At 36.4% G+C, this 21,138-nt stretch carries 19 protein-coding genes; 3 read left to right on the forward strand and 16 right to left on the reverse strand.

Features of this window, described 5'->3' with window-relative positions; translation table 11 throughout:
* Positions 1–8: 8 nt before the first annotated feature.
* Positions 9–1,415 carry a DUF5689 domain-containing protein gene (locus tag BUE84_RS00745; RefSeq protein WP_079240109.1) on the forward strand — a complete coding sequence of 469 codons (1,407 nt, stop codon included), beginning with the start codon at positions 9–11 and terminating at the stop codon, positions 1,413–1,415.
* A 78-nt stretch (positions 1,416–1,493) separates the two neighbouring features.
* Here BUE84_RS00745 and BUE84_RS00750 read toward each other — a convergent pair whose 3' ends face one another.
* From BUE84_RS00750 to BUE84_RS00775, 6 genes are all read right to left on the reverse strand, one after another.
* On the reverse strand, positions 1,494–2,045 hold the full coding sequence (locus BUE84_RS00750; protein ID WP_079240110.1) for an inclusion body family protein: 552 nt from the start codon (positions 2,043–2,045) through the stop codon (positions 1,494–1,496).
* Positions 2,046–2,323: 278 nt separating this feature from the next.
* Positions 2,324–2,794: a DUF6702 family protein gene (locus BUE84_RS00755; RefSeq protein ID WP_228377469.1), complete on the reverse strand. Its 471-nt coding sequence runs from the start codon at positions 2,792–2,794 to the stop codon at positions 2,324–2,326.
* Positions 2,795–2,852: 58 nt separating this feature from the next.
* Positions 2,853–3,605 (reverse strand): TIGR00730 family Rossman fold protein, encoded by a 753-nt coding sequence (locus tag BUE84_RS00760; protein WP_051934163.1) that lies wholly within the window; start codon positions 3,603–3,605, stop codon positions 2,853–2,855.
* 9 nt (positions 3,606–3,614) lie between these two features.
* The gene (locus BUE84_RS00765; RefSeq protein WP_079240111.1) at positions 3,615–4,328 is read right to left on the reverse strand and encodes an NDP-sugar synthase; all 714 of its coding nucleotides are present in this window, start codon (positions 4,326–4,328) and stop codon (positions 3,615–3,617) included.
* A 68-nt stretch (positions 4,329–4,396) separates the two neighbouring features.
* A complete protein-coding gene (locus BUE84_RS00770) occupies positions 4,397–4,813 on the reverse strand; it encodes an RNase adapter RapZ (protein ID WP_079240112.1) in 417 nt (138 codons plus the stop codon).
* Between the two features lie 102 nt (positions 4,814–4,915).
* The gene (locus BUE84_RS00775) at positions 4,916–5,935 is read right to left on the reverse strand and encodes an aminoglycoside phosphotransferase family protein (protein ID WP_079240113.1); all 1,020 of its coding nucleotides are present in this window, start codon (positions 5,933–5,935) and stop codon (positions 4,916–4,918) included.
* 229 nt (positions 5,936–6,164) lie between these two features.
* Between BUE84_RS00775 and xrtF the strand changes: the two genes are divergently transcribed.
* Both xrtF and BUE84_RS00785 read left to right on the forward strand, forming a co-directional pair.
* Positions 6,165–6,695 carry an exosortase family protein XrtF gene (gene xrtF, locus BUE84_RS00780; RefSeq protein ID WP_079240114.1) on the forward strand — a complete coding sequence of 177 codons (531 nt, stop codon included), beginning with the start codon at positions 6,165–6,167 and terminating at the stop codon, positions 6,693–6,695.
* A complete protein-coding gene (locus BUE84_RS00785) occupies positions 6,682–7,119 on the forward strand; it encodes an exosortase F system-associated membrane protein (RefSeq protein ID WP_079240115.1) in 438 nt (145 codons plus the stop codon). Before xrtF ends, BUE84_RS00785 begins: the two co-directional genes overlap by 14 nt.
* Before the next feature lie 21 nt (positions 7,120–7,140).
* On the opposite strand, the gene BUE84_RS00790 is transcribed toward BUE84_RS00785, so the two are convergent.
* From BUE84_RS00790 to rnhA, 10 genes are all read right to left on the reverse strand, one after another.
* Positions 7,141–8,148 carry a cation diffusion facilitator family transporter gene (locus BUE84_RS00790; protein WP_079240116.1) on the reverse strand — a complete coding sequence of 336 codons (1,008 nt, stop codon included), beginning with the start codon at positions 8,146–8,148 and terminating at the stop codon, positions 7,141–7,143.
* A 56-nt stretch (positions 8,149–8,204) separates the two neighbouring features.
* Positions 8,205–9,197: an aspartate-semialdehyde dehydrogenase gene (locus BUE84_RS00795; RefSeq protein ID WP_079240117.1), complete on the reverse strand. Its 993-nt coding sequence runs from the start codon at positions 9,195–9,197 to the stop codon at positions 8,205–8,207.
* A gap of 67 nt (positions 9,198–9,264) precedes the next feature.
* Positions 9,265–9,696, reverse strand: coding sequence for a hypothetical protein (locus BUE84_RS00800; RefSeq protein WP_034691532.1), 432 nt, complete (start codon positions 9,694–9,696; stop codon positions 9,265–9,267).
* A gap of 86 nt (positions 9,697–9,782) precedes the next feature.
* Positions 9,783–12,371, reverse strand: coding sequence for a TonB-dependent receptor (locus BUE84_RS00805; protein ID WP_079240118.1), 2,589 nt, complete (start codon positions 12,369–12,371; stop codon positions 9,783–9,785).
* Positions 12,372–12,579: 208 nt separating this feature from the next.
* The gene (gene nadC / locus BUE84_RS00810; RefSeq protein WP_079240119.1) at positions 12,580–13,440 is read right to left on the reverse strand and encodes a carboxylating nicotinate-nucleotide diphosphorylase; all 861 of its coding nucleotides are present in this window, start codon (positions 13,438–13,440) and stop codon (positions 12,580–12,582) included.
* Positions 13,441–13,452: 12 nt separating this feature from the next.
* Positions 13,453–15,024 (reverse strand): L-aspartate oxidase, encoded by a 1,572-nt coding sequence (gene nadB, locus BUE84_RS00815; protein ID WP_079240120.1) that lies wholly within the window; start codon positions 15,022–15,024, stop codon positions 13,453–13,455.
* Positions 15,025–15,055: 31 nt separating this feature from the next.
* Positions 15,056–15,682 carry an NAD(P)H-dependent oxidoreductase gene (locus BUE84_RS00820; RefSeq protein ID WP_079240121.1) on the reverse strand — a complete coding sequence of 209 codons (627 nt, stop codon included), beginning with the start codon at positions 15,680–15,682 and terminating at the stop codon, positions 15,056–15,058.
* Positions 15,683–15,804: 122 nt separating this feature from the next.
* A complete protein-coding gene (locus BUE84_RS00825; protein WP_079240122.1) occupies positions 15,805–18,063 on the reverse strand; it encodes a T9SS type B sorting domain-containing protein in 2,259 nt (752 codons plus the stop codon).
* 159 nt (positions 18,064–18,222) lie between these two features.
* Complete coding sequence (locus BUE84_RS00830) at positions 18,223–20,481, reverse strand: lectin-like domain-containing protein (RefSeq protein ID WP_079240123.1); 2,259 nt, start codon at positions 20,479–20,481, stop codon at positions 18,223–18,225.
* A gap of 165 nt (positions 20,482–20,646) precedes the next feature.
* Positions 20,647–21,123, reverse strand: coding sequence for a ribonuclease HI (rnhA, locus tag BUE84_RS00835; RefSeq protein WP_079240124.1), 477 nt, complete (start codon positions 21,121–21,123; stop codon positions 20,647–20,649).
* Between the last annotated feature and the right edge of the window lie 15 nt (positions 21,124–21,138).

Below are 21,138 nucleotides of genomic sequence, written 5' to 3' on the forward strand. Positions count from 1 at the left end.
CGAAAACAATGAAAAATATATATTTTAAAGCAGCGATCTTTAGTGCTATTTCAATGCTGTCATTCTCGTCTTGTGTAAAAACTGATGATTATGAATTACCGGAAATTAAATGTACTAACAAATTTGCAGCAGCTAATCACCCGTTAACTGATCTTGCTACTATTGCAAAAGCAAAACCAACGGAAGCGGATATCATTAAAGAAGATTACATCGTTGAAGCCTATGTTTCTTCAAGTGATGAATCAGGAAATATCTATAAAATGATGTTCCTTCAGGATAAGCCAGAAAACCCGACACAAGGGATTGAAATTGACATCGATGGTGGAAATCAGTATCTTGATTATCCTACCGGATCTTTAGTAAGAATTAACCTGAAAGGATTGATTGTTCAAGGTATTAACGGAAACATTAAAGTAGGTTCTTTTGATCCTAACTATCCTATCGGTAGAATCAACCCTAATAAAGTTTCAAATTATATTGCAAGAGTTTGTGACGGACAAAAGGCTGTAGTAACTGCAATAAAGCCATTAGAGTTTAATTCTATCGCTGATGCTCTTAAAAATGGAGCTCACATCAATCAGCTTGTAAAAATTAAAAATGTTCAGTTCGAAGAGCCTGAATTGACAAAAACTTTTGCTGATGAATCAGGAACAGGGGACCGTTATATTACTGATAAAAAAGCTGGTAGATTAGATCTTCGTTTCAGCAATTATGCAACTTTTGCGAAATCTCCGATTTCTCCTAAATATGCAAAAAGTGGCGAAATCGTTCTTCTTCTGAGCCGTTTTACCAGTTCAAGTAATGCAACAATTTTCACAGATCAGGCGTATATCAGAAATCTAGATGATATAAACTTCCCTAATGACAGATTCAATCCAGGTGAACCAGATGCTCCTTCTGCTTCTGCTGTAAACCTTTTCGCAGGATCAGATTTTGAAAACTGGACAACTTTCTTATCAAGTGTAAATACTTTCGGTCTCAAGCCTTACGCTACACAAGGTGTTGGTCTGGGATATAATGGTACAAATTCACTTCAGATCAAAGGAACTCCTACAGCTAACGATTATGTATTTACCTCTGTGGCTACTACAGGAATCCCAGCTGTACCAAAAAGAATTACAATGTATATCAAAGGTACTGCAACAGGAAAAACTCTTTCTTTCAACGTATACAAAGCAGGTGGAGGTTTCTATGTGTTTAACTTAGGTACATTCTCTACAGGGGCTACTTTAGGAGTAGAAAGTGCTAACTCTTACACAGGATCTATCAATACAAACGGACAGTGGAGATTAGTTGAGCTTACTCTTACAGGTATTACGGATATTAACACTACAGCCGGAAAAGATATGTTTGCGATCAAAACTGGAAATGGTGGAATCTATGATGTTCAGATTGATAACATCAAAATTGAGTAATACATTAGGATACAATATATTCTAATACATTTTATAAAACAAAAACCACTGCATCAGCAGTGGTTTTTTTATTTCCTTTTATTTAACTGTAATTGTTGGATCCCAGTAAAAGTAGCCAAACAGAATCTGTTTGTTACTGTCATTCGGATCTAAAATATAAAGTCCAAACTGTACATAGAAGTTCTCTTTTCCTGTAGCTTTCACTTTAGAGTCGATACTGGCAAAAGTAATATCAGCAGCAGCGGCAGGAAGACCATTTTGAGAATTCAAATTAGGTACTGCAGCTTGTCTTCTTTCAACAGAATTGTAGATAAAGCTGTTAAAAACCTGATCTCCGGACCAGTACTTAATATTGTAGATGATAACAGCATCGTCAGAATTCTGATAGATGGAAGTTCCTCTGAAGGAAACTGTATCTCCGGCTCTTGCGCTGAAATTCAGATCAGCAGAACCTTGTCCGGAAATTGCGTTGGCATTGGAAACAATCATATGCTGGCTGTTATGATCAATTCCTGTAGGATTATTAGGGTCTTTACTTGGGTTTGGATAAGTAGCTCTTACATAATCCGTGTCTATTACAATCAGGACATCTATTTCCTGACTGGATGATTTTTGTTGTACATCGTCCATGATATTTCGTTTTTAGTTTGGTGTTTTCTTACTCATGTGGCTTTTCAGATTTCGCCCCGTTATTTATGTGATTCCGGCTTCACCTTGATGGTTGTAATTACAATACAAATGTACATTGCTGAAAATGAAAATATTAGAGTGGAAATGCTGAAATTTCAGATTAAGTATTTGTACTTAATTAATCTCTTCAAAGTGATTTTTTATGGGGTCAAAAAAAATACCCTGAAAAGTCTGACTTTCCAGGGTACCCATTTATAATGGTTAAATCTAATTTTCGTTTAAAAAGAAACCTCGTTCACTTCTTTTCCTCTTTGGAAGTTCATTGTTTTCTGGCTGCCTTTGTAGGCAATGTTCACCAGGTTGATCTGCTTAGGAAAAGCGCTTAAAAGGATCGTATTTTTAATCTTTAAGGTATTGATATCCGAAACGCCTCCGGTTTCAAAATATACCCATACAGTTTCTCCACTGACCTGACTTCCTGTGAAGGTAATCGTTTTAGGAGCTCCATTGACAAAAACATCAAAATTATTGTTCACATATTTTTTTACCTCTGCTTCAAATCCTGCCGTATTGGGGTTGATTTTAATCGCATCAGAGATATGGCTTGTATTCATTTTTGTGGTAAACTTCAATGTCTTGCTTCCATCAATATAGTCAACTTTGGTCATTGAAGAGAAAAAGTCTACATACATAAAACTCATTAACACAAAAAATGTTAAAATTCCTGATATATATAAAAGTTTTTTCATCTTAATTAATAGATTTACAATCATACTTGTTCGTTATAAGTCACAAATAATATGCCAATTAGAAATTTACATTTACAGAATATTTATCATAAAAGGCTTTAATATGTGCTACAGCCTCATCAGCAGTATCTACCACCCGATAAAGATCAAGATCATCTTCCGCAATCATTCCTTCTTTTAACAGAGTTGCTTTAAACCAATCCAGTAATCCACCCCAGAATTCACTTCCTACCAAAACAATTGGGAATTTTCCAATTTTGTTGGTCTGAATCAAGGTCATCGCTTCAGTCAGCTCATCCAGTGTTCCGAATCCTCCAGGCATTACTACGAATCCTTGAGAGTATTTTACAAACATTACTTTTCTCACGAAAAAGTAATCAAAGTTCATAGAATAGGATTTGTTGATATAAGGATTAAAATGCTGTTCAAAAGGAAGATCAATATTAAGTCCTATAGATTTCCCTTTGGCATTAAAAGCTCCTTTATTTCCTGCTTCCATAATCCCTGGACCGCCTCCGGTAATAATTCCGAAACCTAGTTTGGTGATCTTTTCAGCAATATCTACCGCCATTTCATAATACTTGTTCTCCGGCTTCAGTCGGGCAGAGCCAAATATAGAAACGCATGGGCCAATTTTAGCCAGTTTTTCATAGCCGTCTACAAATTCAGCCATGACCTTGAAGACCATCCAGCTGTCTTTGGTGATTGTTTCGTCCCAGGTTTTCTGTCTGAAACTGTTATGCAGTTTTGTTTCGTTAATGTCAAGTTCTGGATTTACTAAACTTTCATCCCTGGTTCCATCAATTTCCATTGCAAAAATTTATTTAAAATGTTTTTCGGCTTCTATTATAGATGATGGTCTTCCGACATCAATAAGAATACTGTCGTGTACAAAACCATGTATATGCTCGGTCTGCATCAGATCCAGATATTCTTCCATAACAGAGAATTTGCCTGTTCTTTTTATTTTTTCGAAGATAACAGGATTGATACAATGAATTCCGCTGAATGCAAGAGCTCTAAAGCCTTTATTGAATTCTGCTAATCTTTGTTCACCAGTCTGTACATTCAGCCAGCCTCTCAAAACCATATCATCATTGAAAAGGAGTTTTCTCGAACTTTCTCTGTCCGAAACCGCTAAAGTAGCAAAATCTTTTATCTTTTTGTGGTATTCTACCAATGCATTGATGTTCAGATCGGTTAGAATATCAGCGTTCATGATTAAAAAATCTTCTCCGTGATCTAGGAATTTTCTTGCAAATATCAAGCCGCCACCAGTTTCCAGAAGCTCATTGGTTTCATCAGAGATTTCAATCTTGCACCCGAAATTATTGTTTTTATTCAGAAAATCAACAATCTGTTCTCCAAAATGATGAATGTTGATAACAAAATCCTTTATTCCGAAACTTTTCAGGTAATTAATATTTCTTTCCAGAAGCGGAATTTCATTTACCTTGGCGAGTGCTTTTGGATGATGATCTGTAAACGGCTTAAGTCTGGTACCTTTTCCAGCTGCGAAAATTAAAGCTTTCATAATTTTATAAGTAATGTGTGATTGATAATGAGTAATATATGTGTAATTAGAAAATTACTTATTGCTCATTACTGATTACTAATGTTCAGTTGCGGTTGTTCATCATGATGAAGGGTTACTTGAGTTCCTTCAGGATATTTTTCTTTGATAAATTCAGCGATTTTTATAGCAGAATATACCGATCTGTGCTGTCCGCCTGTACATCCGAAGTTGATTTGAAGATGTTCAAAACCTCTTGCAAGATAATCGTCGATATTGATAGAAACAAGAGATTTTACCAATTCCAGGAACTTAGGCATTTCTGTTTTTGTTTCCAGATATTCCTGAACTCCGATGTCATTTCCGGTCTGGATTTTATATTCTTCAATTCTTCCTGGATTTAATATTCCACGGCAGTCAAAAGCGAAACCTCCGCCATTTCCTGAATTGTCTTTAGGAATTCCTCCTTTTTTGTATGAAAAACTGTGTATCTCGATGTTTAGCATATTTTTTATTTTTAAACCATTAAGGCTTATTTAGTTATGTTGAAGTCGCTTTGTGCTTTGCTCAAATATTTTCACTCTGTCAGTCTGAGCGGAGCCGAAGACTTATTTATTTATTATTTCTTCAATTTTTTGCTTTGCTTTCTCTGATGTCAGTTGCTGAATTACTTTTTGCAATTCCGGATAATTATTCATCTGTTCCCATGAGTCTGCAAATTGGGTAATATTCTGTATCCCTTTTTCAAGGCTGGCCATGAAATGTTGCTTTCTCTGAATCAATCCTCGGAATACATAGGCTCCTAATACTTGCAGAAATCTCATCATCTGAATAGGCATCACTGCATTTTTCAACTGCATTCTTGTTTCAGGATTTTCAAACTGTTGAATATAATATTCCAGCATTTCCTGTTTGAAATCTTCCGGGAAATTGGCTTTAGCCTGAAAAAGAAAAGAGATGACATCATACATTAACGGACCTTTCATTGCCGATTGGTAATCGATGAAAGAGACTTCATTTTTTTCATTCACCATAATATTTCTTGCCTGAAAATCTCGGATCATAATTCCTTTAGGTTCAAGATTTTCAATAAGTACAACAATTTTTTTAAACTCTTTCAGAAGAGTAGATTTATTGTATTCAAGTTCCAGAAAATCGGCGACAAAATTTTTGAAGTAATAAAGATCATGAATCACGGGAAGTTCATCATAACTTTCATATTCAAAGGTTTTTGAAAAATCAATTTTTCCCTGGGTCTGTATCTGCAGTTGGAAAAGCTTTTCTAAGGTCTGCTTAACCAAAGATTTTACAGTAGGAGATAATTGTTCTTTTGTAATCACCTCGGAAAGTGTCTGCTGCCCTAAAAACTCCTGAATGTACATTTTTCTGTCATCAGAAACAGCAATGATAGAAGGGGTATTGAGATTCAACCCGGAGAATACTTCGGAATAGTAAAGAAAACTTTCATTTTCCGGAAGATTTTCATTGTACGTGATGATGTATTTTTCAATGCCTGTAGTGGCCAGAAAATTGACCCTCGCAGAGCCGCTTTGAGCTAATGTGACGAATTCAGAAGATTTTTTACCTATATGGTTTTCAAAAAATCGTTTTGCGTTATCAGAAGTCATAATATGAAAACAAATATACTAAATTAACATGAGTTGGAAATGATAGATTTAAGAAGTGATGGATGAAGATCAAAGAGTTATTATTAGGGAGATGTAGAATTTTGGTTTTATTGATTGTTTTTGTGAAAAATTTTCAGTGTAAGCCTAGCAATTATACGGTTTGAACTCTTGTTTTTAACTTTCTTCATTCAAATTCAGGATATTACAAGCTAATTTTTATCTTTGTATTATGCTGAAAGACTTTAAACCTGTTTTGGGTATTTTATTGCGTTTTATTATTATTTATCTGGTGCTGCTTTTTGCCTATCAGTTCTATCTGAATAGTGGGAAAGACTCCGGATTGGATTCTTTTTCAAGGATGATTGCCAATCAGGTAACGTCTCTTCAGAATGCGATAGGTTACCCCACAGAACTTTATGACGATGTAAAGAACGAACAGGTTTGGTTTTATGTTAAACAGAATTATGTGACGAGAATGGTAGAGGGCTGTAATGCGATTTCTGTTATCATTTTATTTGTGTCTTTTGTTTTTGCTTTTTATAAAGGAACGAAAACTTTTGTTTTTGTGGGAGCAGGATTAGTATTATTGTACGTTATCAATCTTTTAAGAATTGTAGGATTGAATATTGTGATGTCAGATCATAAAGAATACGGAAAGATGTTTCACGATTTTATTTTTCCTGCCATTATTTATGGAAGTGTGGTTGTCCTTTGGCTGATCTGGATTAAATTTTTTGCCTTAAAACATGAAAATTCTTAGCTGGTTTGTGGTTCTCGCAGGTGTATGCGGATTGATTGGGGTAAGAGCTCTAGAAGGAACTCTTTTTTATGACCCTTTTTTAGATTACTTTCACGAAGCCAATAAACATATTGAGTTCCCTGTCTTTGAGTGGGGAAAACTGATTACAGGATATGTGTTCAGATTTATTTTAAATCTTCTTTTTTCCTGCCTGATTATTTATGGTTTATTTAAAAATAAAGAATGGACTTTGCAGGGAGCTGTAATGATGATTGTCGTTTTTGCCATTACATTCCCGATTTACCTGTACTGTATTCACAGCAAATTTGAAATAGGATATCTTTTTTCTTTTTATATGAGAAGATTCGTAATTCAGCCTTTGATTATCCTTTTGATTGTTCCGATGTTCTATTATCGAAAACAGATGGCTCTTAAATCAAATTGATAAAACCAAAACTGAATTTCCTTACTCATCTTCAGAGATGGTATGTTTATCTACACTTGTAACATTTTCCGGGGTCCATTCTACCCGTTTGATAAAGCTTTTTTCGCGAACAGGACATTCTTTGATCTGGCAGATTGAACATGAAATTGGTTTACAGTCATCCATATGAAAATTGAACTCAATAGTACGTTTAATATTTTTAGCAAGAAGGATGATTACCTTTTCCATTTCTCCGTGGGCATCACGCAGATCATAATACCATGGAAGGGTAATATGGGCATCAATATGCAGGGAAGATCCGAATTGTTGAATTTTCATATTGTGTACATCAATCCATTCTATTTGTCTGTTTTCTTCAAGGATTTTAATCACCTGATTTAGTATTTCAGGATCCTGCTCGTCCATAATGCCGCTCAGAGATTTTCGAACGATTTTATAGCCTACAAATATGATATAAAGCCCAAAGCTTAATGCTACTACTGAATCCAGCCAATAAATTTTGGTGAAGTAAACAATAATTAAACTGGCAACCACGCCAAGGGTTGTAATGGTATCCGACTGAAGATGTTTACCGGATGAAATAAGAACAAGAGAGTTTTCTCTTTCTCCTTTTTTAATAGAAATATATCCCAGCAAATAATTAATAACTGCAGTGGCAGCAATAATCCATATCCCAAGATCAATTTTACTCAGTGTTTTTCCTACAATAAGACTGTGAATTCCTTCGTAGATAATCATAACACCGGCTATGGCAATCAAAGCTCCTTCAATTCCGGAAGTCACGAATTCTACTTTCCCATGGCCATACGGATGGTCATCATCTTTAGGTTTGGCCGCAAGATGAAGAGAATAAAGTCCCATGAATGCACTGATGACATTAACGATACTTTCCATAGCATCAGAAAATACAGCATCAGAATTGGTAAGCTTCCATGCAATAATTTTTCCGACAAAAAGGATGATTCCAAATGTGGCAATAAGCTTCTGGAATCCTATTTTCTCTTTATGGGTATTTTTCTGGGTATTCATACTGTGTTTGATAAAAAAAAGAATCTCAATTCTGAGACTCTTTTTATTTTGTTAGTTTATACTAAGTTGTTTGCTACAAGGTATTCTGCAATTTGTACAGCGTTTGTTGCTGCTCCTTTCCTCAGATTGTCTGCAACGATCCAGAGGTTGAGTGTTTTGGGCTGCGAAAGGTCTCTTCTGATTCTTCCCACAAAGACCTCATCTTTTCCTTCTGAATACAGAGGCATCGGGTAGTGGTTGTTTTTTACATCATCCATTACAATGACTCCCGGAGTTTCAGCTAAGATTTTTCTTACTTCATCCAGTTCAAATTCATTTTCGAATTCAATATTTACACTTTCAGAATGTCCTCCCTGAACCGGAACTCTTACAGCAGTTGCTGTTAAGTTAAAGGTATCGTCTCCTAAAATCTTCTTAGGTTCCTTCATCAGTTTGATCTCTTCTTTGGTGTAGTCATCTTCTGCAAACACATCACAGTGTGGTAATGCATTTTTGAAAATCTGATAAGGATACACTTTTTCAGTAGAATCATCTCCGCTGATTTCACCGTTTAACTGGTCTACAGCAGCTTTACCTGTACCTGTTACAGACTGATAGGTAGAAACAATTACTCTTTTTAAATCATATTTTTTGTTCAAAGGTCCAAGAACCATGACCAACTGAATGGTAGAACAATTCGGATTTGCAATGATTTTATCTTCTTTTGTTAGGACATCAGCATTGATTTCCGGAACAACTAATTTTTTGTCAGGATCCATTCTCCATGCAGAAGAATTGTCAATTACTGTTGTTCCTGCTTCTGCAAATAAAGGAGCAAATTCAAGAGAAGTAGAACCACCTGCAGAGAAGATTGCAATATCCGGTTTGGCAGCTATAGCGTCCTTCATGCTTACGATGGTAAATTCCTTCTGTTTATACTTCACCTTCTTGCCTACAGATCTTTCGGATGCTACCGGGATTAATTCTGTTACAGGGAAGTTTCTCTCCTCCAAAACTTTAAGCATAACTTGTCCAACCATTCCTGTTGAACCTACTACAGCTACTTTCATTGATTTAATTAAAAATTTAAGATTAAACTATTTATAAATTATAACGCATATAATTTCTTTGTCTGTTTTAAGCCCCGAAGACTCTTGTCCAAGGGAATGCAAATGCAAATAAACCTACTGCAATCAGTCCCATAATTACTACTCCTAAAGAAATAGTATCATTGGATTTTACTTTTTTGTTGACAATGGTCATCAAAACTGCAGCAATAAGCATAGAGAATGGATGTTCAACATATTGGAATCTTAATGCTGCATTTTTCATTACTTCTCCCATGTTTAAACCTTTGCTGAAAGTGGTGATCAGCATAATGATCCCTAATAAAAACTGAACGTGGAAGAAAATCATTGTGAAAAGAGTTGTTTTCTTCAAAAATTTGTTCACTTTTCCACTGAAACCGAACATGGTAGCTAAAAGTGCAATGACAAATAATGTTACCAAAAGAATTTCAAGATACCCGAAACCTTTATGGGCATTAAGTAAAATGTTGTAAAAATCCATAATCCTATTTTTTTGTACACAAAGATAACAAAAATCCCGGCTCAAAGCCGGGATTGATATTTATAAAATCTAATATTGTGATATTATTAGAAGTTGAATGATAATGTAGTAGACCAAGTTCTCCCGAATCCGAAGAATACTCTGTTTGAAGGATCAAGTCCTTTGTACAATGTAGCCTGGTAAGCATCATATTTCTGTTGAGCAGTTGTTGTAACTCCACCAGTTGTAGTGGTAGTAAAGTCACCAAGCTCTTTAGTTTTGATGTTTGTAGCACCATCTTGAATATAAGTAGTATCAAACAAGTTGTATACGTTTACACCAAGAGTAAAATATTGGCTTGGATTTTTCAATTTAATCTTATAAGATGCACCTATGTTGAATAAATTAAAGTCAGGTAATTTTAAAGCTTCGTTTCCTGGTTTAATGAAGTCATTCATATTCATTGCTGAATAAATTCTTCCTACATATTGCCAGTTACCATAGATTCTAAGATCTGTAACCGGAGTTACTGTAAATCCTAATGAAGATGTGGTCTGTGGAACACTGTTATTGGTTCCTCCTACATTTACTTTATCTAAATAAAGAGTAGAAGTGTTAGATCCGTCTGTTAGGATAGGAGTGTTATCATCCTGGAAGTTTGATCCTGTTGCATTTCCTTTGTATTTGTAATCTCCCCAAGAGAACATACCTTGAAGTTCTAAGAATCTGTTTACTCTATAAGTAGCTTCAGCTTCAACTCCTTGGTGAAGTTGAGTAATTCCACTGATTTCAGAATATCCTCTGATACCATTTCCAAAGTCTACACCTCCTCTTCTGAACCATCTGTCTTTCCACTCAGTTCTATATAAGTTAACTTTTGCATTAAAGTTAGCTGTTTTGAATCCATAACCTAATTCAACAGAGAAGATTTTCTCATTAGTTAAGTTAGGGTTTACAACCTGTTGGTTACTTGGATATACTGCGCTCATCAAAGGTTGTTTGCTATAATAACCGATATTAGCGAAAACGTTGTTACTAGCATCGATGTTGTAGTTAGCTCCCCCCTTAATGTTATAACCAAAAAGGTTTTTGAATCCGGTTTTTCTTTCTACAGCCTGACCTTGTTGAATAGTTCCTGGTTTTGTAAAGTCATCAATTCTCTGATACCCTTGGTTTGAAACGGAACCTTGTGCATATACTGTTAGTTTTTCAGTAGAATATTCTACTTGCCCAAAACCACTGTACCACAATACTTCACCATCATTACTGAATGCTACTCTGTCTTCCATTGGTGCATTAGATCCACCGAAAGGATTCCAGTTTAGTTTTTGATAATCGTAAGTATTACGAACAATATTATTTGTAGCTAAATTTTTATTTGTGTTATCTGAATAACCAGAAGCTCCATAAAGATCAGAAAGTACTTGGTAGTGATATCCGTAGTAGTATCTGTCATCAGTACCGATAGAGAAGTTCCAGTTATCGTTAATTTTGTGTTGGAAGTTCATCAAAATTCCGTACCAGTTGTGAGAGTTTACACTTGAGCTACGTACTAAAGTGTTTCCTGATACACCTATAGTTGGAGTTACAGCTGCATTGGCTGCAAAAATTGTATTATAATTGTAGTGTCCTTCTGCATCAATGAAACTTGGATCTGTAATAGACTTGTTTCCAACTCTACCTAGGTTTCTTGCTCCACCACCACGTCCGTTTGACATGTAAGCAACGGTACTTAAAGTTGATTTATCACTGATCGTCCAATCCCAGTTCAACATCATTACAGGCTTAGAATAATAGTTCATAGCATTGGCTATGTTTGTTCTTCTTCCATCTGCTGATGTATAATATCCATAATCAGAGTTGTATTGTCTGTATGGTGTACCATCATTATCCGGGTTGTATTTGATATAGTTCCCAATAGTTGGAGCCCAAGATCTCTGATCGTGCCACTGTGGGGAAGAAGTTATCATAAACTGTAAGTTATGCTTCGCGCTTGGCTGGTAACCTAAAGCAAAGAAATAAGTATATGATTCGTAATCTGTATTTTGTACATAGGTTCCTCCTGCTTGTCTGGCCATCAAGAATGATGCAGCCCAACCATTTTCAGATTTTCCGGTATTGTAAGCAAAAGATGTTTTTAAGAAATCGTTATTACCAATACCTAATCTAACTGCTCCACCTTGTTTCATATCAGCAGAACGGGTAATGAAGTTCATTGTTCCTCCTACAGAAGCAATTGCTAATTTAGAAGATCCAAGACCTCTTTGTACCTGCATAGTGCTGGTAACGTCAGATAACCCCGTCCAGTTAGACATATATACGGTACCACTTTCCATATCGTTAACTGGCATACCGTTTACCATTACTGCAATGTTTCTGGATTCAAACCCTCGCATTGTAAGCTGTGAATCTCCAAAACCACCACCACCTTTTGTAGCATATACAGATGGTGTTGTATTTAACATTTCTACAAGCTCTTGGTTACCTTGTCTTTCAAGGATCTGAGCTGCTTTGATTGTAGAAACTGCTACCGGTGTTTTTCTATCTTTAGCGATATCTGTAACACCTTTAAGGATTACCTCTTCAATATCTTTAGACTTAGCTTTCGCTGTATCCTGAACTTGTTGAGCGTAATAAACACTAGCTGTAGATAATGTAATAACCGCAGTTAGTATCGATTTGTTGATTAATTTCATAATCGTTAGTAATAATTAGATTTAATTTTCTGCAAAATTCGCAAAATAAAATTTAACTATTATTAACTCAATGTTAATTTTTAATCAGTCTTAATAATGTTAAAGCGTTAAAAATCAATATTATGGCTAAAAATTGAATTTTTGTATGAAAAAAGTCATGTTATTGAATTTTTAACAAAGTGGTGGTGTTTTTGTTAAAAATTCAACGCTATTTCACTGCTTTGAGACTCAGATCTATATTCTCAGCAGAGTGTGTAAGGGCTCCTACAGAGATATAGGTAACGCCTGTGGAGGCAATTTCTTTTAACATATCGCGGGTAATTCCACCTGAAGCTTCAGATTCACAAGAACCGTTAATCATTTTTACAGCTTGCTTCATCATTTTTACATCCATATTATCCAACATGATTCTGTCAACTTTTGCATTGATGGCTTCCTGAACTTCTTCAAGGTTTCTGGTTTCAACCTCTATTTTTAATTTTTTCTTATTCTTTTTAACGTAATCCTTTGCCATTGCTACTGCATTGGTAATGCTTCCATTGTAATCAATATGATTGTCCTTCAGCATGATCATGTCATAAAGACCGTATCTGTGATTGGTTCCACCGCCAATAGCCACCGCCCATTTTTCGCACATTCTGAAATTGGGAGTCGTTTTTCTTGTATCTAAAAGTTTAGTTTTTGTCCCTACTAATCTGGAATCCCACTCATGGGTAAGGGTAGCGATGCCACTCATTCTCTGCATACAGTTAAGAACAAATCTCTCTGTGGAAAGGATAGATCTTGCGCTTCCTGTAACAATAAGAGCTACATCTCCAAATTTACATGGAGTTCCATCTTTAATGAAAATCTCTACTTTTAAATTCTTGTCAAATGTTTTAAAAATGATTTCAGCCAGCTCAACACCTGCAAGAATACAATCCTGTTTTACCAAAAGCTTGGCACTTTGCACAAGATCCTGTGGAATAGTAGAAAGAGTAGAATGGTCACCGTCCTGAATATCTTCTTCAAGCGCACTTTTTATGAATGCTTTTAATGCTTTATCTGTAACGTATGCTGGTCTTTTCATTATATTATGCTTTTAAGCTAAATCTTTATTATAAAATGCTCCCTTATTCTCTGTCATTTCCATGGATTGGGTAATGATGAGGTGTGCAACGGTTGTTAAGTTTCTTAATTCTGACAACTGTGGAGATAAGATAGAGTAGTGGTATATTTCATCTACTGCAGCTGCAATTTCCTGGTGTTTTTGCAGTGCCATATTCAGACGTCTGTTGCTTCTTACAATACCTACAAGATCGCTCATCATTTCCTGAAGTTGTTTTCTCAGATAACTGACGATAACCATTTCGTCCATGATTTTCATTCCTTCTTCATTCCATTCCGGAACGGCTTTCAGATCATCAAAGTTGAAATTGTTTTCATTAAGAAGGTCTACCGTTTTCATGGCTGCATTGTGCCCGAAAACCAGGCCTTCAAGAAGTGAGTTTGAAGCAAGTCTGTTGGCGCCATGCAGTCCTGAGTTGGTACATTCTCCTACTGCAAAAAGATTTCTGATGGAAGACTGTCCGTCTCTGTCTACTTCAATTCCACCCATGAGATAGTGGCAGGCAGGTACAACAGGAATCAATTGAGTGAAAGGATCAATTCCTTCGTCTTTACATTTTTTATAAATATTCGGGAAATGTTCTAAGAATTTTTCATGGTTCATTTCTTTACAATCTAAACCGACAAATTCGTCTCCTGTAATTTTCATTTCGGCATCGATGGCTCTTGCAACAATGTCTCTTGAGGCTAATTCTTCACGTTCATCATATTTATGCATGAATTTTTCACCTCTTTTGGTTCTTAATTTTGCTCCATCTCCACGAACGGCTTCTGAAATTAAAAACAACATTCCATCCATTTTGCTGTATAAAGCTGTCGGGTGGAATTGGTAATATTGCATATTGGAAACGTTTCCTTTAGCACGGGCTACGAAAGCAATTCCGTCTCCGGTAGCAATAGTAGGATTGGTCGTATTTTTATAAACGTGTCCGGCTCCCCCGGTGGCAGCCAGTGTTATTTTAGAAGTTATTTTTTTGATTGTTTTGGATTTCTCATCCAGAATATAAGCCCCGTAGCAGTGGATGTCTCCTTCATTGAGTTCTTTTCCCGGAACGTGGTGCTGTGTGATGATATCAATCACATAATGATGATCAAGAATTTCGATATTCGGGCTGTTATTGGCTGTTTGCAATAAAGCTCTTTCAATTTCAAAACCTGTGATATCTTTATGATGGACGATTCTGTTTTCGGTATGACCTCCTTCTCTTCCTAAAGCGAATTTACCATTCTTCATATCGAACTGTGCTCCCCATTCTACAATTTCATTGAATCTTGCGGGAGCTTCCCTTACCACCATTTCTACGACATCGCGTTTGTTTTCTCCGTCCCCGGCACGCATCGTATCGTCGATATGTTTTTGGAAATTATCATTTTGAAAATCTGTAACAACAGCCAGACCGCCTTGAGCGTATTTTGTGTTGCTTTCGTCTTCATCAGATTTTGTTACAATAATGATTTTGGCATCAGGGAGCTGTTCAGAAACTTTAATGGCATAGGAAAGTCCGGAAATGCCGGAACCGATTACTAATACATCCGCTTTTATCATATGCTGGCTTTAGGTACAATCGTTTAAAATATTAAATAAATTTAAACAATTTTTCGTTTGGTTTTCTTACTTTTTTCATGTGTTGGAAATGATCTTCTTCAGAACGATAGCCTAAAGCGAGGGTAACAGTTACTTTTTCTGTTTCAGGATCGATATTCAGAATTTCTTCTATAAGATTCTGACGGAAGCCTTCCATCGGGCAGGAGTCTATATTTTCAATAGCGGCGGCATACATAAGATTAGCCAATACTATATAAGACTGTTTTTCTGCCCAGTTGAAAATTTCATCGTGTGTTTTCTGGTTAATATGCTGATTAATGCTGTTTCTGAAAGGATCCAGTGTTTCCATAGGAGTATCTCTTACTTCAGAAATATGATTAAAATAACCTCGGATGTAGTTCTCTTCTATCACTTTTTTTGAAATAATAACAATAAGATGAGAACAGGTGGAAATCTGTGATGGATTATAAAAAGCAGGAATTAATTTCTGTTTCATCTTCTCACTTTCAACAACCACAATTTTATAAGGCTGAAGCCCCAGCGAACTGGCAGACAGCTTTCCTGACTCAAGAATGTTGTGAAGAGTTTCCTGAGGAATAATCTGATGATTGAATTTTTTTACAGAATATCTTCTGCTTAAAGCTTCCAAATAATTCATACGACAAATTTAAGAATTGAATATGAATAAAGAGTCTTTAAAATGAAATATCTCCTGCCTGTTCATACAAAAAAATCACCCCGACCGGCGGGGTGATTCTTTTGATGTGGTGGAAAGTGTAATTATTCTCTGTTTTTTACAACAATCCAGCCTGAGAATTTTATCGGAGTACTGTTTTTATTATTTTCATTCCATGAAACAGAATACCAATAGTTTCCTGTAGGGACTTTTTTATGTCCATTGGTGGTTCCTGCCCATTTGTAGCCATTGGTTTTATCTGCCTGGAACATTTTATAACCATATCTGTCGAAGATGGCAATTTCCAGATTTTGTTTATTGGCTAATGCAGAGTAATCAACAAAATCATTAATTCCGTCATCATTAGGAGTAATTATATTGATCAGGTTAGGTACTGTAATATTGACTTCAACAGGAACGCAATTATAACCATCTCTTACATATACTTTAGCTTCTCCTCTAGTAATATTGGTGAACACATTGGAGTCCTGCCAGTTGATATTATCCATAGAGTATTGATAAGGAGGAGTTCCACCGTTAGCGTATACCGTTACGGTACTTCCTGAAATGTCAACCGTGGTAATAACAGGATTGTCAGAAGGATATACTGTTACTTTTTGTGTTGCAATACAATCTCCGGTTTTCAGTTTTACCCAGTAAGTACCTACTCCTACATTCTTGATGGATTGTGTGGTTGCTCCTGTGCTCCATTCATAGCTTTTGAATCCTGCTCCCGCATCTAATGTTGTGGTGTTTTCAATACAAATTGTCTTGTCAAGCAAAGTTCTTGAATAAACGGGAGGTATTACAGTTAATGTAACTTTAGCAATAGAATAGCATCCATTTCCATTAAAAACTTTAATATAAACAACTCCATTAGGAGCAATGTATGCTGCCGGAGTGGAGATGGCATTAGTTCCACTGATAGCATCTGTCAACGAAGGGTAATATTCTTTTGTAAGTCCACCCTGGGAAACTACAGCTCCTGTAAGGTTAAAAGAAGCCATAGATGGGTTGGTTTCAATGAAACATGATTTGAGTTCAACGTCATTAACAACTACTACAGGGTAAATGTTCAGTGTAATTTTAGAAGTACTTACACAACCCTGAGGTGTGGTTACTTTTACATATATTGTTGCTGCCGCAGAGGCATAGGCAGAAGGATTTGTTATCTGATTCGTACCGTTATTCAGATCATATAAAGTAGGATAGAATTCTTTGGTAACTCCGGCAACAGTTGTTACAGCAGCAGTATTGAGATCAAAGGTTGCTGTTCCGGCATTGTTGTTATTGCATCCGCTAAGAGTAGCATCTGTTGCTGCAAATGGAGTAGGATTAAGCTGAATAACACCATCACCATTATCGCAAAGAGTAGACGTAGGATCTTTTACCACCACCTTAATCGTTGTATTTCCAGAATATTGGAAACTTGTAGGATTGGCGATAGGGGTAGAACTTCCCAATACATAATAAGTGAAAATATAATTTCCAGGATTATTTACAAATTGAGAATTATAAGAAGTAAGGTCTACCGTACCATTTCCGGTAGCTGGATTTGTACAAACGAATGGAGTTATGGTATTACTTAAAATAGGAACTTTATCTACATATACTTTAACATCTTTAATAGAATGTCTTGCACTGGCTCCTCCGGTTGCTGCAGAGAAACCAAAATACCCCTGTGACATTCCTACAGCTCCTCCGGAAGGTGCAAAAGACTGATCTACGATAAGCACTCCGTTTATTCTTACTTTGATAATCCAGTTTGTAGGGTTGGTAAGGTCTGTTTCTCCGTTTACTTCAACGTGTCTGTAGGTATCTCCTACAAACGGCTGGGTAGCAATAAGGTCTGGAGAATGGAATGTGCTTCCCGGAGTAGTGTTGAATTCGATATTGTTACCTGCAGTATTATTAGTGCCATAAAGAATATGTACTTTACTCATCTGGCCTTCAGTGGTATTGTTGAAAATATCAAAACCAACCATTAGCCCAGAAGCATTGGCTGGAATACCGAGTCCTCCTCCTGATACAAATCCTGTTGGTGGATTGGCAAGATACCAGAAGGTAAAGCCGTCCCCCTTTCCAAATTGTGTGGTTCCGTTTCCGTCAATTCTGAAATCGAATTCTACTTTCCATTTATCACAGTAGCTTAAAGTAATAGGTGTTGATAATTTTACAGCCCCGTATCTGCTGGTCTGGTCTGTGGTAAGCCTTACAAAGTCTCCGCTTACTATAGCATCAGAGACAAGATCCCAGCCCGTTGTATTAACAGGGTTTCCGGTAAGTTGGTATGTTTGTGAAAATAATCTTCCCGGCAAGCATAATAAGATAGTCAGTAAAAAAATGAGTATATCTTTTTTCATAGTGGATGGATTGTGATGTTATACTTAATCTTAGAAATAAAATTGTTTTTTATGTTTAAATGGTGATAAAAAGCAATACCTGGTTCCAATCTTTGAGGAAGCAGATTCTGCTTTTAATACCGAAACTACCCCAAATGAGGTAGTTTCTGATAGTAAAATTTATTCTCTGTTTTTAACCAATACCCAGCCTGAGTATTTGGTTTCAGTATTGTCTTTGTTGTTTTCGTTCCATGAAATGGTGTACCAGTAAGTTCCTGTAAGAACTTTTTTACCAGAAGCTGTTCCGTCCCATGTAAAGTTTCTCATTTTTCCGGCTTCGTACAGTTTGTTACCATATCTGTCGTAGACAATGAATATCAGGTTTTTCTTGTAAGCAAGTGCTGAATAATCAATGAAATCATTTACGTTGTCGCCGTTTGGGGTGATAGCGTTAATCAGGTTAGGAACGGTAATCTGAACTTCAACAGGTGTACAATTGTAAAAATCTTTTACATACACTCTTACTTCGCCTCTTGCTAAACCTGTGAATATATTGCCAGGCTGCCAGTTCATTCCATCCAGAGAAAACTGATACGGAGGAGTTCCACCTGCTACATTTACAGTGATGGTGTTGTTGTCAATATCAATGCTGGAAATCACAGGATTTGCAGATGCTTTTACATTGACAGTCTGTGTAGTGATGCAATTGCCGGTTTTCAATTTTACCCAATAAGGACCTACTCCTACATCTTTAATAGATGAGGTAGTTGCTCCGGTGCTCCATTCATATCCGTCAAATCCTGGTCCTGCATCCAGGTCTGTTTTTTCACCAATACAAATGATCTTGTCTTTCAGAACAGAAGAGGTTACCGGAGGTAATACAATAAGGTTGATTTTAGCAATATTAAAACATCCGTTGGCATCCGTTACTTTTGCATACACTGCGGTACTTGTAGATAAATACTGAAGCGGATTCATAATTTCATTGATTCCGTCTAATGCATTAGCGATGGATGTGTAGTATTTTTTTGCAGCGCCTGCCCCTAAAGTAGTAACATCTGCAGTTGTCAAATTAAAGATGGCACTTGTAATATTATTTTCAATGAAACATGATCTTAGAGTAGCTTCTTTCACAGGAGTGTCCGGATAAAATGCAAGGGTAATTTTTGCTGAGCCTGTACATCCCTGAGGGGTTGTTACTTTTACATAAACAACTCCGGGAGCAGATAGGTAATTGTCAGGATTTTGAATCTCATTCGTATCGGCATTGAGGTCTGCCAGCGTTTTATAATATTTTTTTGTAACCCCAGGGACATTGGTTACAGCTGCTGTATTCAGATTGAAAGCTGCTGTTCCTGCTTTGTTATTATTACATACTGTGATGGTTTTGTCTTCCGCTTTGAAAGGGGCCAGAACCAATAAAATTTTACCATCCGGGTTATCACACAGTAGTCCTGCATTATCTTTAATAACAACTGTTACTGTTGAGTTGGCATTGAACTGATAATTGGTAGGATTCGCAATAGGTGTAGAGCTTCCAAATGGATAATAGGTAAATGTATAATTGGAAGGGTTGTTTACAAATTGTGAATTGAAAGTAGTCAGGTTTACAGATCCGTAACCGGTTGTAGGATTAGGACAGAATGACTGTGTTGCTGAATTCTGTAAAATAGGAACTTTATCCGTATAAATTTTTACATTTTTAATGGAATGTCTGGATCTTGCACCTCCTGTAGAAGCTGAAAAACCAAAATATCCTACAGTCATTGCTGCAGCAGCACCTGAAGGCGCAAAAGACTGATTGCAAATTACATTACCGTCTATTGTTATTTTTATAATCCAGCTGGTAGGAGCTGCAGGATCTACCTGCGCCGTTACTTCAACGTGTTTAAAAGTTGTTCCCTGAAAAGGCTGTGTAGTATTCAGGTCCGGGGAGTGGAAAGAACTTCCGGGAACATTAAAAAATTCGACATTATTGTTGTCAGTGGTATTTTGAACCAGTCCATAACCAACATGTACCTTACTCATGGTAGCAGTTGTGGTATTGTTGTAAGTGTCAAGTCCTACAACAAGTCCTACGGCATTTTGAGACACTCCAAGTCCTGAGCCTAATACGCTGGCTACCGGAGGGTTGGCGAGATACCAGAAGGCGATTCCATCTCCATTGGAGGTTTGGTTGGAATCCATTCTGAAATCAAATTCCACTCTCCATTTATCACAATATTTTAAGTTAATAGGATCATTCAGCCTGATGGAACCGGATTGGTTATTGGTATCCGGGGTCAGCTGAATAAAATCTGTGTTTACCTGAGTAGGTGAAACCATGGTCCATCCGGTAGTGTTCACTGGGTTTCCGATAAGCTGATAAGTCTGAGCGAAGGACTTCCCAGCTATACAGAGTAAAAAAACAGATAAATACAATAATAGATTTTTATTCATTTATAATGGGACTTAGATTAATATGTAAAGATATTAAATCCCAATTAAATAATATGTATTTAATGTTAATCTTGCTTAAATTTTAATAATATTTTAAAAAAATCCTGCTTATTATGATATAATGGTGAATATTGTAGAAGTGATTCCTTATTTATATTAATTAAATTAAAATAAGGAATTGTTATCCAAACCCTCAAAATAAGTATCAATTTCAAGATCTGGAGAACTGGCTGCTGCTACGGCTAATTTGTCGCAAAGTTCGTTTTCAAAATGTCCGGCATGGCCTTTTACCCAATGCATTTTTGGGTTGTGTTTGTTGTAGAGTTCAATGAATTTTTTCCAGAGATCAGGGTTTTTTACATTTTTCCAACCTCTCTTGATCCATCCGGTAATCCAGTTTTGGTTGATGGCGTCAGATACATATTTACTGTCGGTATACACATGGATGTCATTTTCTGTAGATTTCAGTTTTTCCAATGCAGTGATGACAGCCAGAAGCTCCATTCTGTTGTTGGTGGTTTTTCGAAAACCTTTTGAAAATGTTTTCTGGTAATTTTTTTCAGGAACGCGCATAAGAATTCCATATCCGCCTTTTCCCGGGTTTCCGCTGCAAGCTCCGTCCGTATAAATTTCGATTCTCAAATCTGCTTTTTAAAA

It is taken from the genome of Chryseobacterium indologenes (genome assembly GCF_002025665.1).
Taxonomy (GTDB): Bacteria; Bacteroidota; Bacteroidia; order Flavobacteriales; family Weeksellaceae; genus Chryseobacterium; species Chryseobacterium metallicongregator.

Bases quoted from the DNA above. Each gene is read 5' to 3' on its own strand.
- BUE84_RS00745 (WP_079240109.1), top strand. From the start codon at position 9: ATGAAAAATATATATTTTAAAGCAGCGATCTTTAGTGCTATTTCAATG.
- BUE84_RS00750 (WP_079240110.1), bottom strand. From the start codon at position 2,045: ATGGACGATGTACAACAAAAATCATCCAGTCAGGAAATAGATGTCCTG.
- BUE84_RS00755 (WP_228377469.1), bottom strand. From the start codon at position 2,794: ATGAAAAAACTTTTATATATATCAGGAATTTTAACATTTTTTGTGTTA.
- BUE84_RS00760 (WP_051934163.1), bottom strand. From the start codon at position 3,605: ATGGAAATTGATGGAACCAGGGATGAAAGTTTAGTAAATCCAGAACTT.
- BUE84_RS00765 (WP_079240111.1), bottom strand. From the start codon at position 4,328: ATGAAAGCTTTAATTTTCGCAGCTGGAAAAGGTACCAGACTTAAGCCG.
- BUE84_RS00770 (WP_079240112.1), bottom strand. From the start codon at position 4,813: ATGCTAAACATCGAGATACACAGTTTTTCATACAAAAAAGGAGGAATT.
- BUE84_RS00775 (WP_079240113.1), bottom strand. From the start codon at position 5,935: ATGACTTCTGATAACGCAAAACGATTTTTTGAAAACCATATAGGTAAA.
- xrtF (WP_079240114.1), top strand. From the start codon at position 6,165: ATGCTGAAAGACTTTAAACCTGTTTTGGGTATTTTATTGCGTTTTATT.
- BUE84_RS00785 (WP_079240115.1), top strand. From the start codon at position 6,682: ATGAAAATTCTTAGCTGGTTTGTGGTTCTCGCAGGTGTATGCGGATTG.
- BUE84_RS00790 (WP_079240116.1), bottom strand. From the start codon at position 8,148: ATGAATACCCAGAAAAATACCCATAAAGAGAAAATAGGATTCCAGAAG.
- BUE84_RS00795 (WP_079240117.1), bottom strand. From the start codon at position 9,197: ATGAAAGTAGCTGTAGTAGGTTCAACAGGAATGGTTGGACAAGTTATG.
- BUE84_RS00800 (WP_034691532.1), bottom strand. From the start codon at position 9,696: ATGGATTTTTACAACATTTTACTTAATGCCCATAAAGGTTTCGGGTAT.
- BUE84_RS00805 (WP_079240118.1), bottom strand. From the start codon at position 12,371: ATGAAATTAATCAACAAATCGATACTAACTGCGGTTATTACATTATCT.
- nadC (WP_079240119.1), bottom strand. From the start codon at position 13,440: ATGAAAAGACCAGCATACGTTACAGATAAAGCATTAAAAGCATTCATA.
- nadB (WP_079240120.1), bottom strand. From the start codon at position 15,024: ATGATAAAAGCGGATGTATTAGTAATCGGTTCCGGCATTTCCGGACTT.
- BUE84_RS00820 (WP_079240121.1), bottom strand. From the start codon at position 15,682: ATGAATTATTTGGAAGCTTTAAGCAGAAGATATTCTGTAAAAAAATTC.
- BUE84_RS00825 (WP_079240122.1), bottom strand. From the start codon at position 18,063: ATGAAAAAAGATATACTCATTTTTTTACTGACTATCTTATTATGCTTG.
- BUE84_RS00830 (WP_079240123.1), bottom strand. From the start codon at position 20,481: ATGAATAAAAATCTATTATTGTATTTATCTGTTTTTTTACTCTGTATA.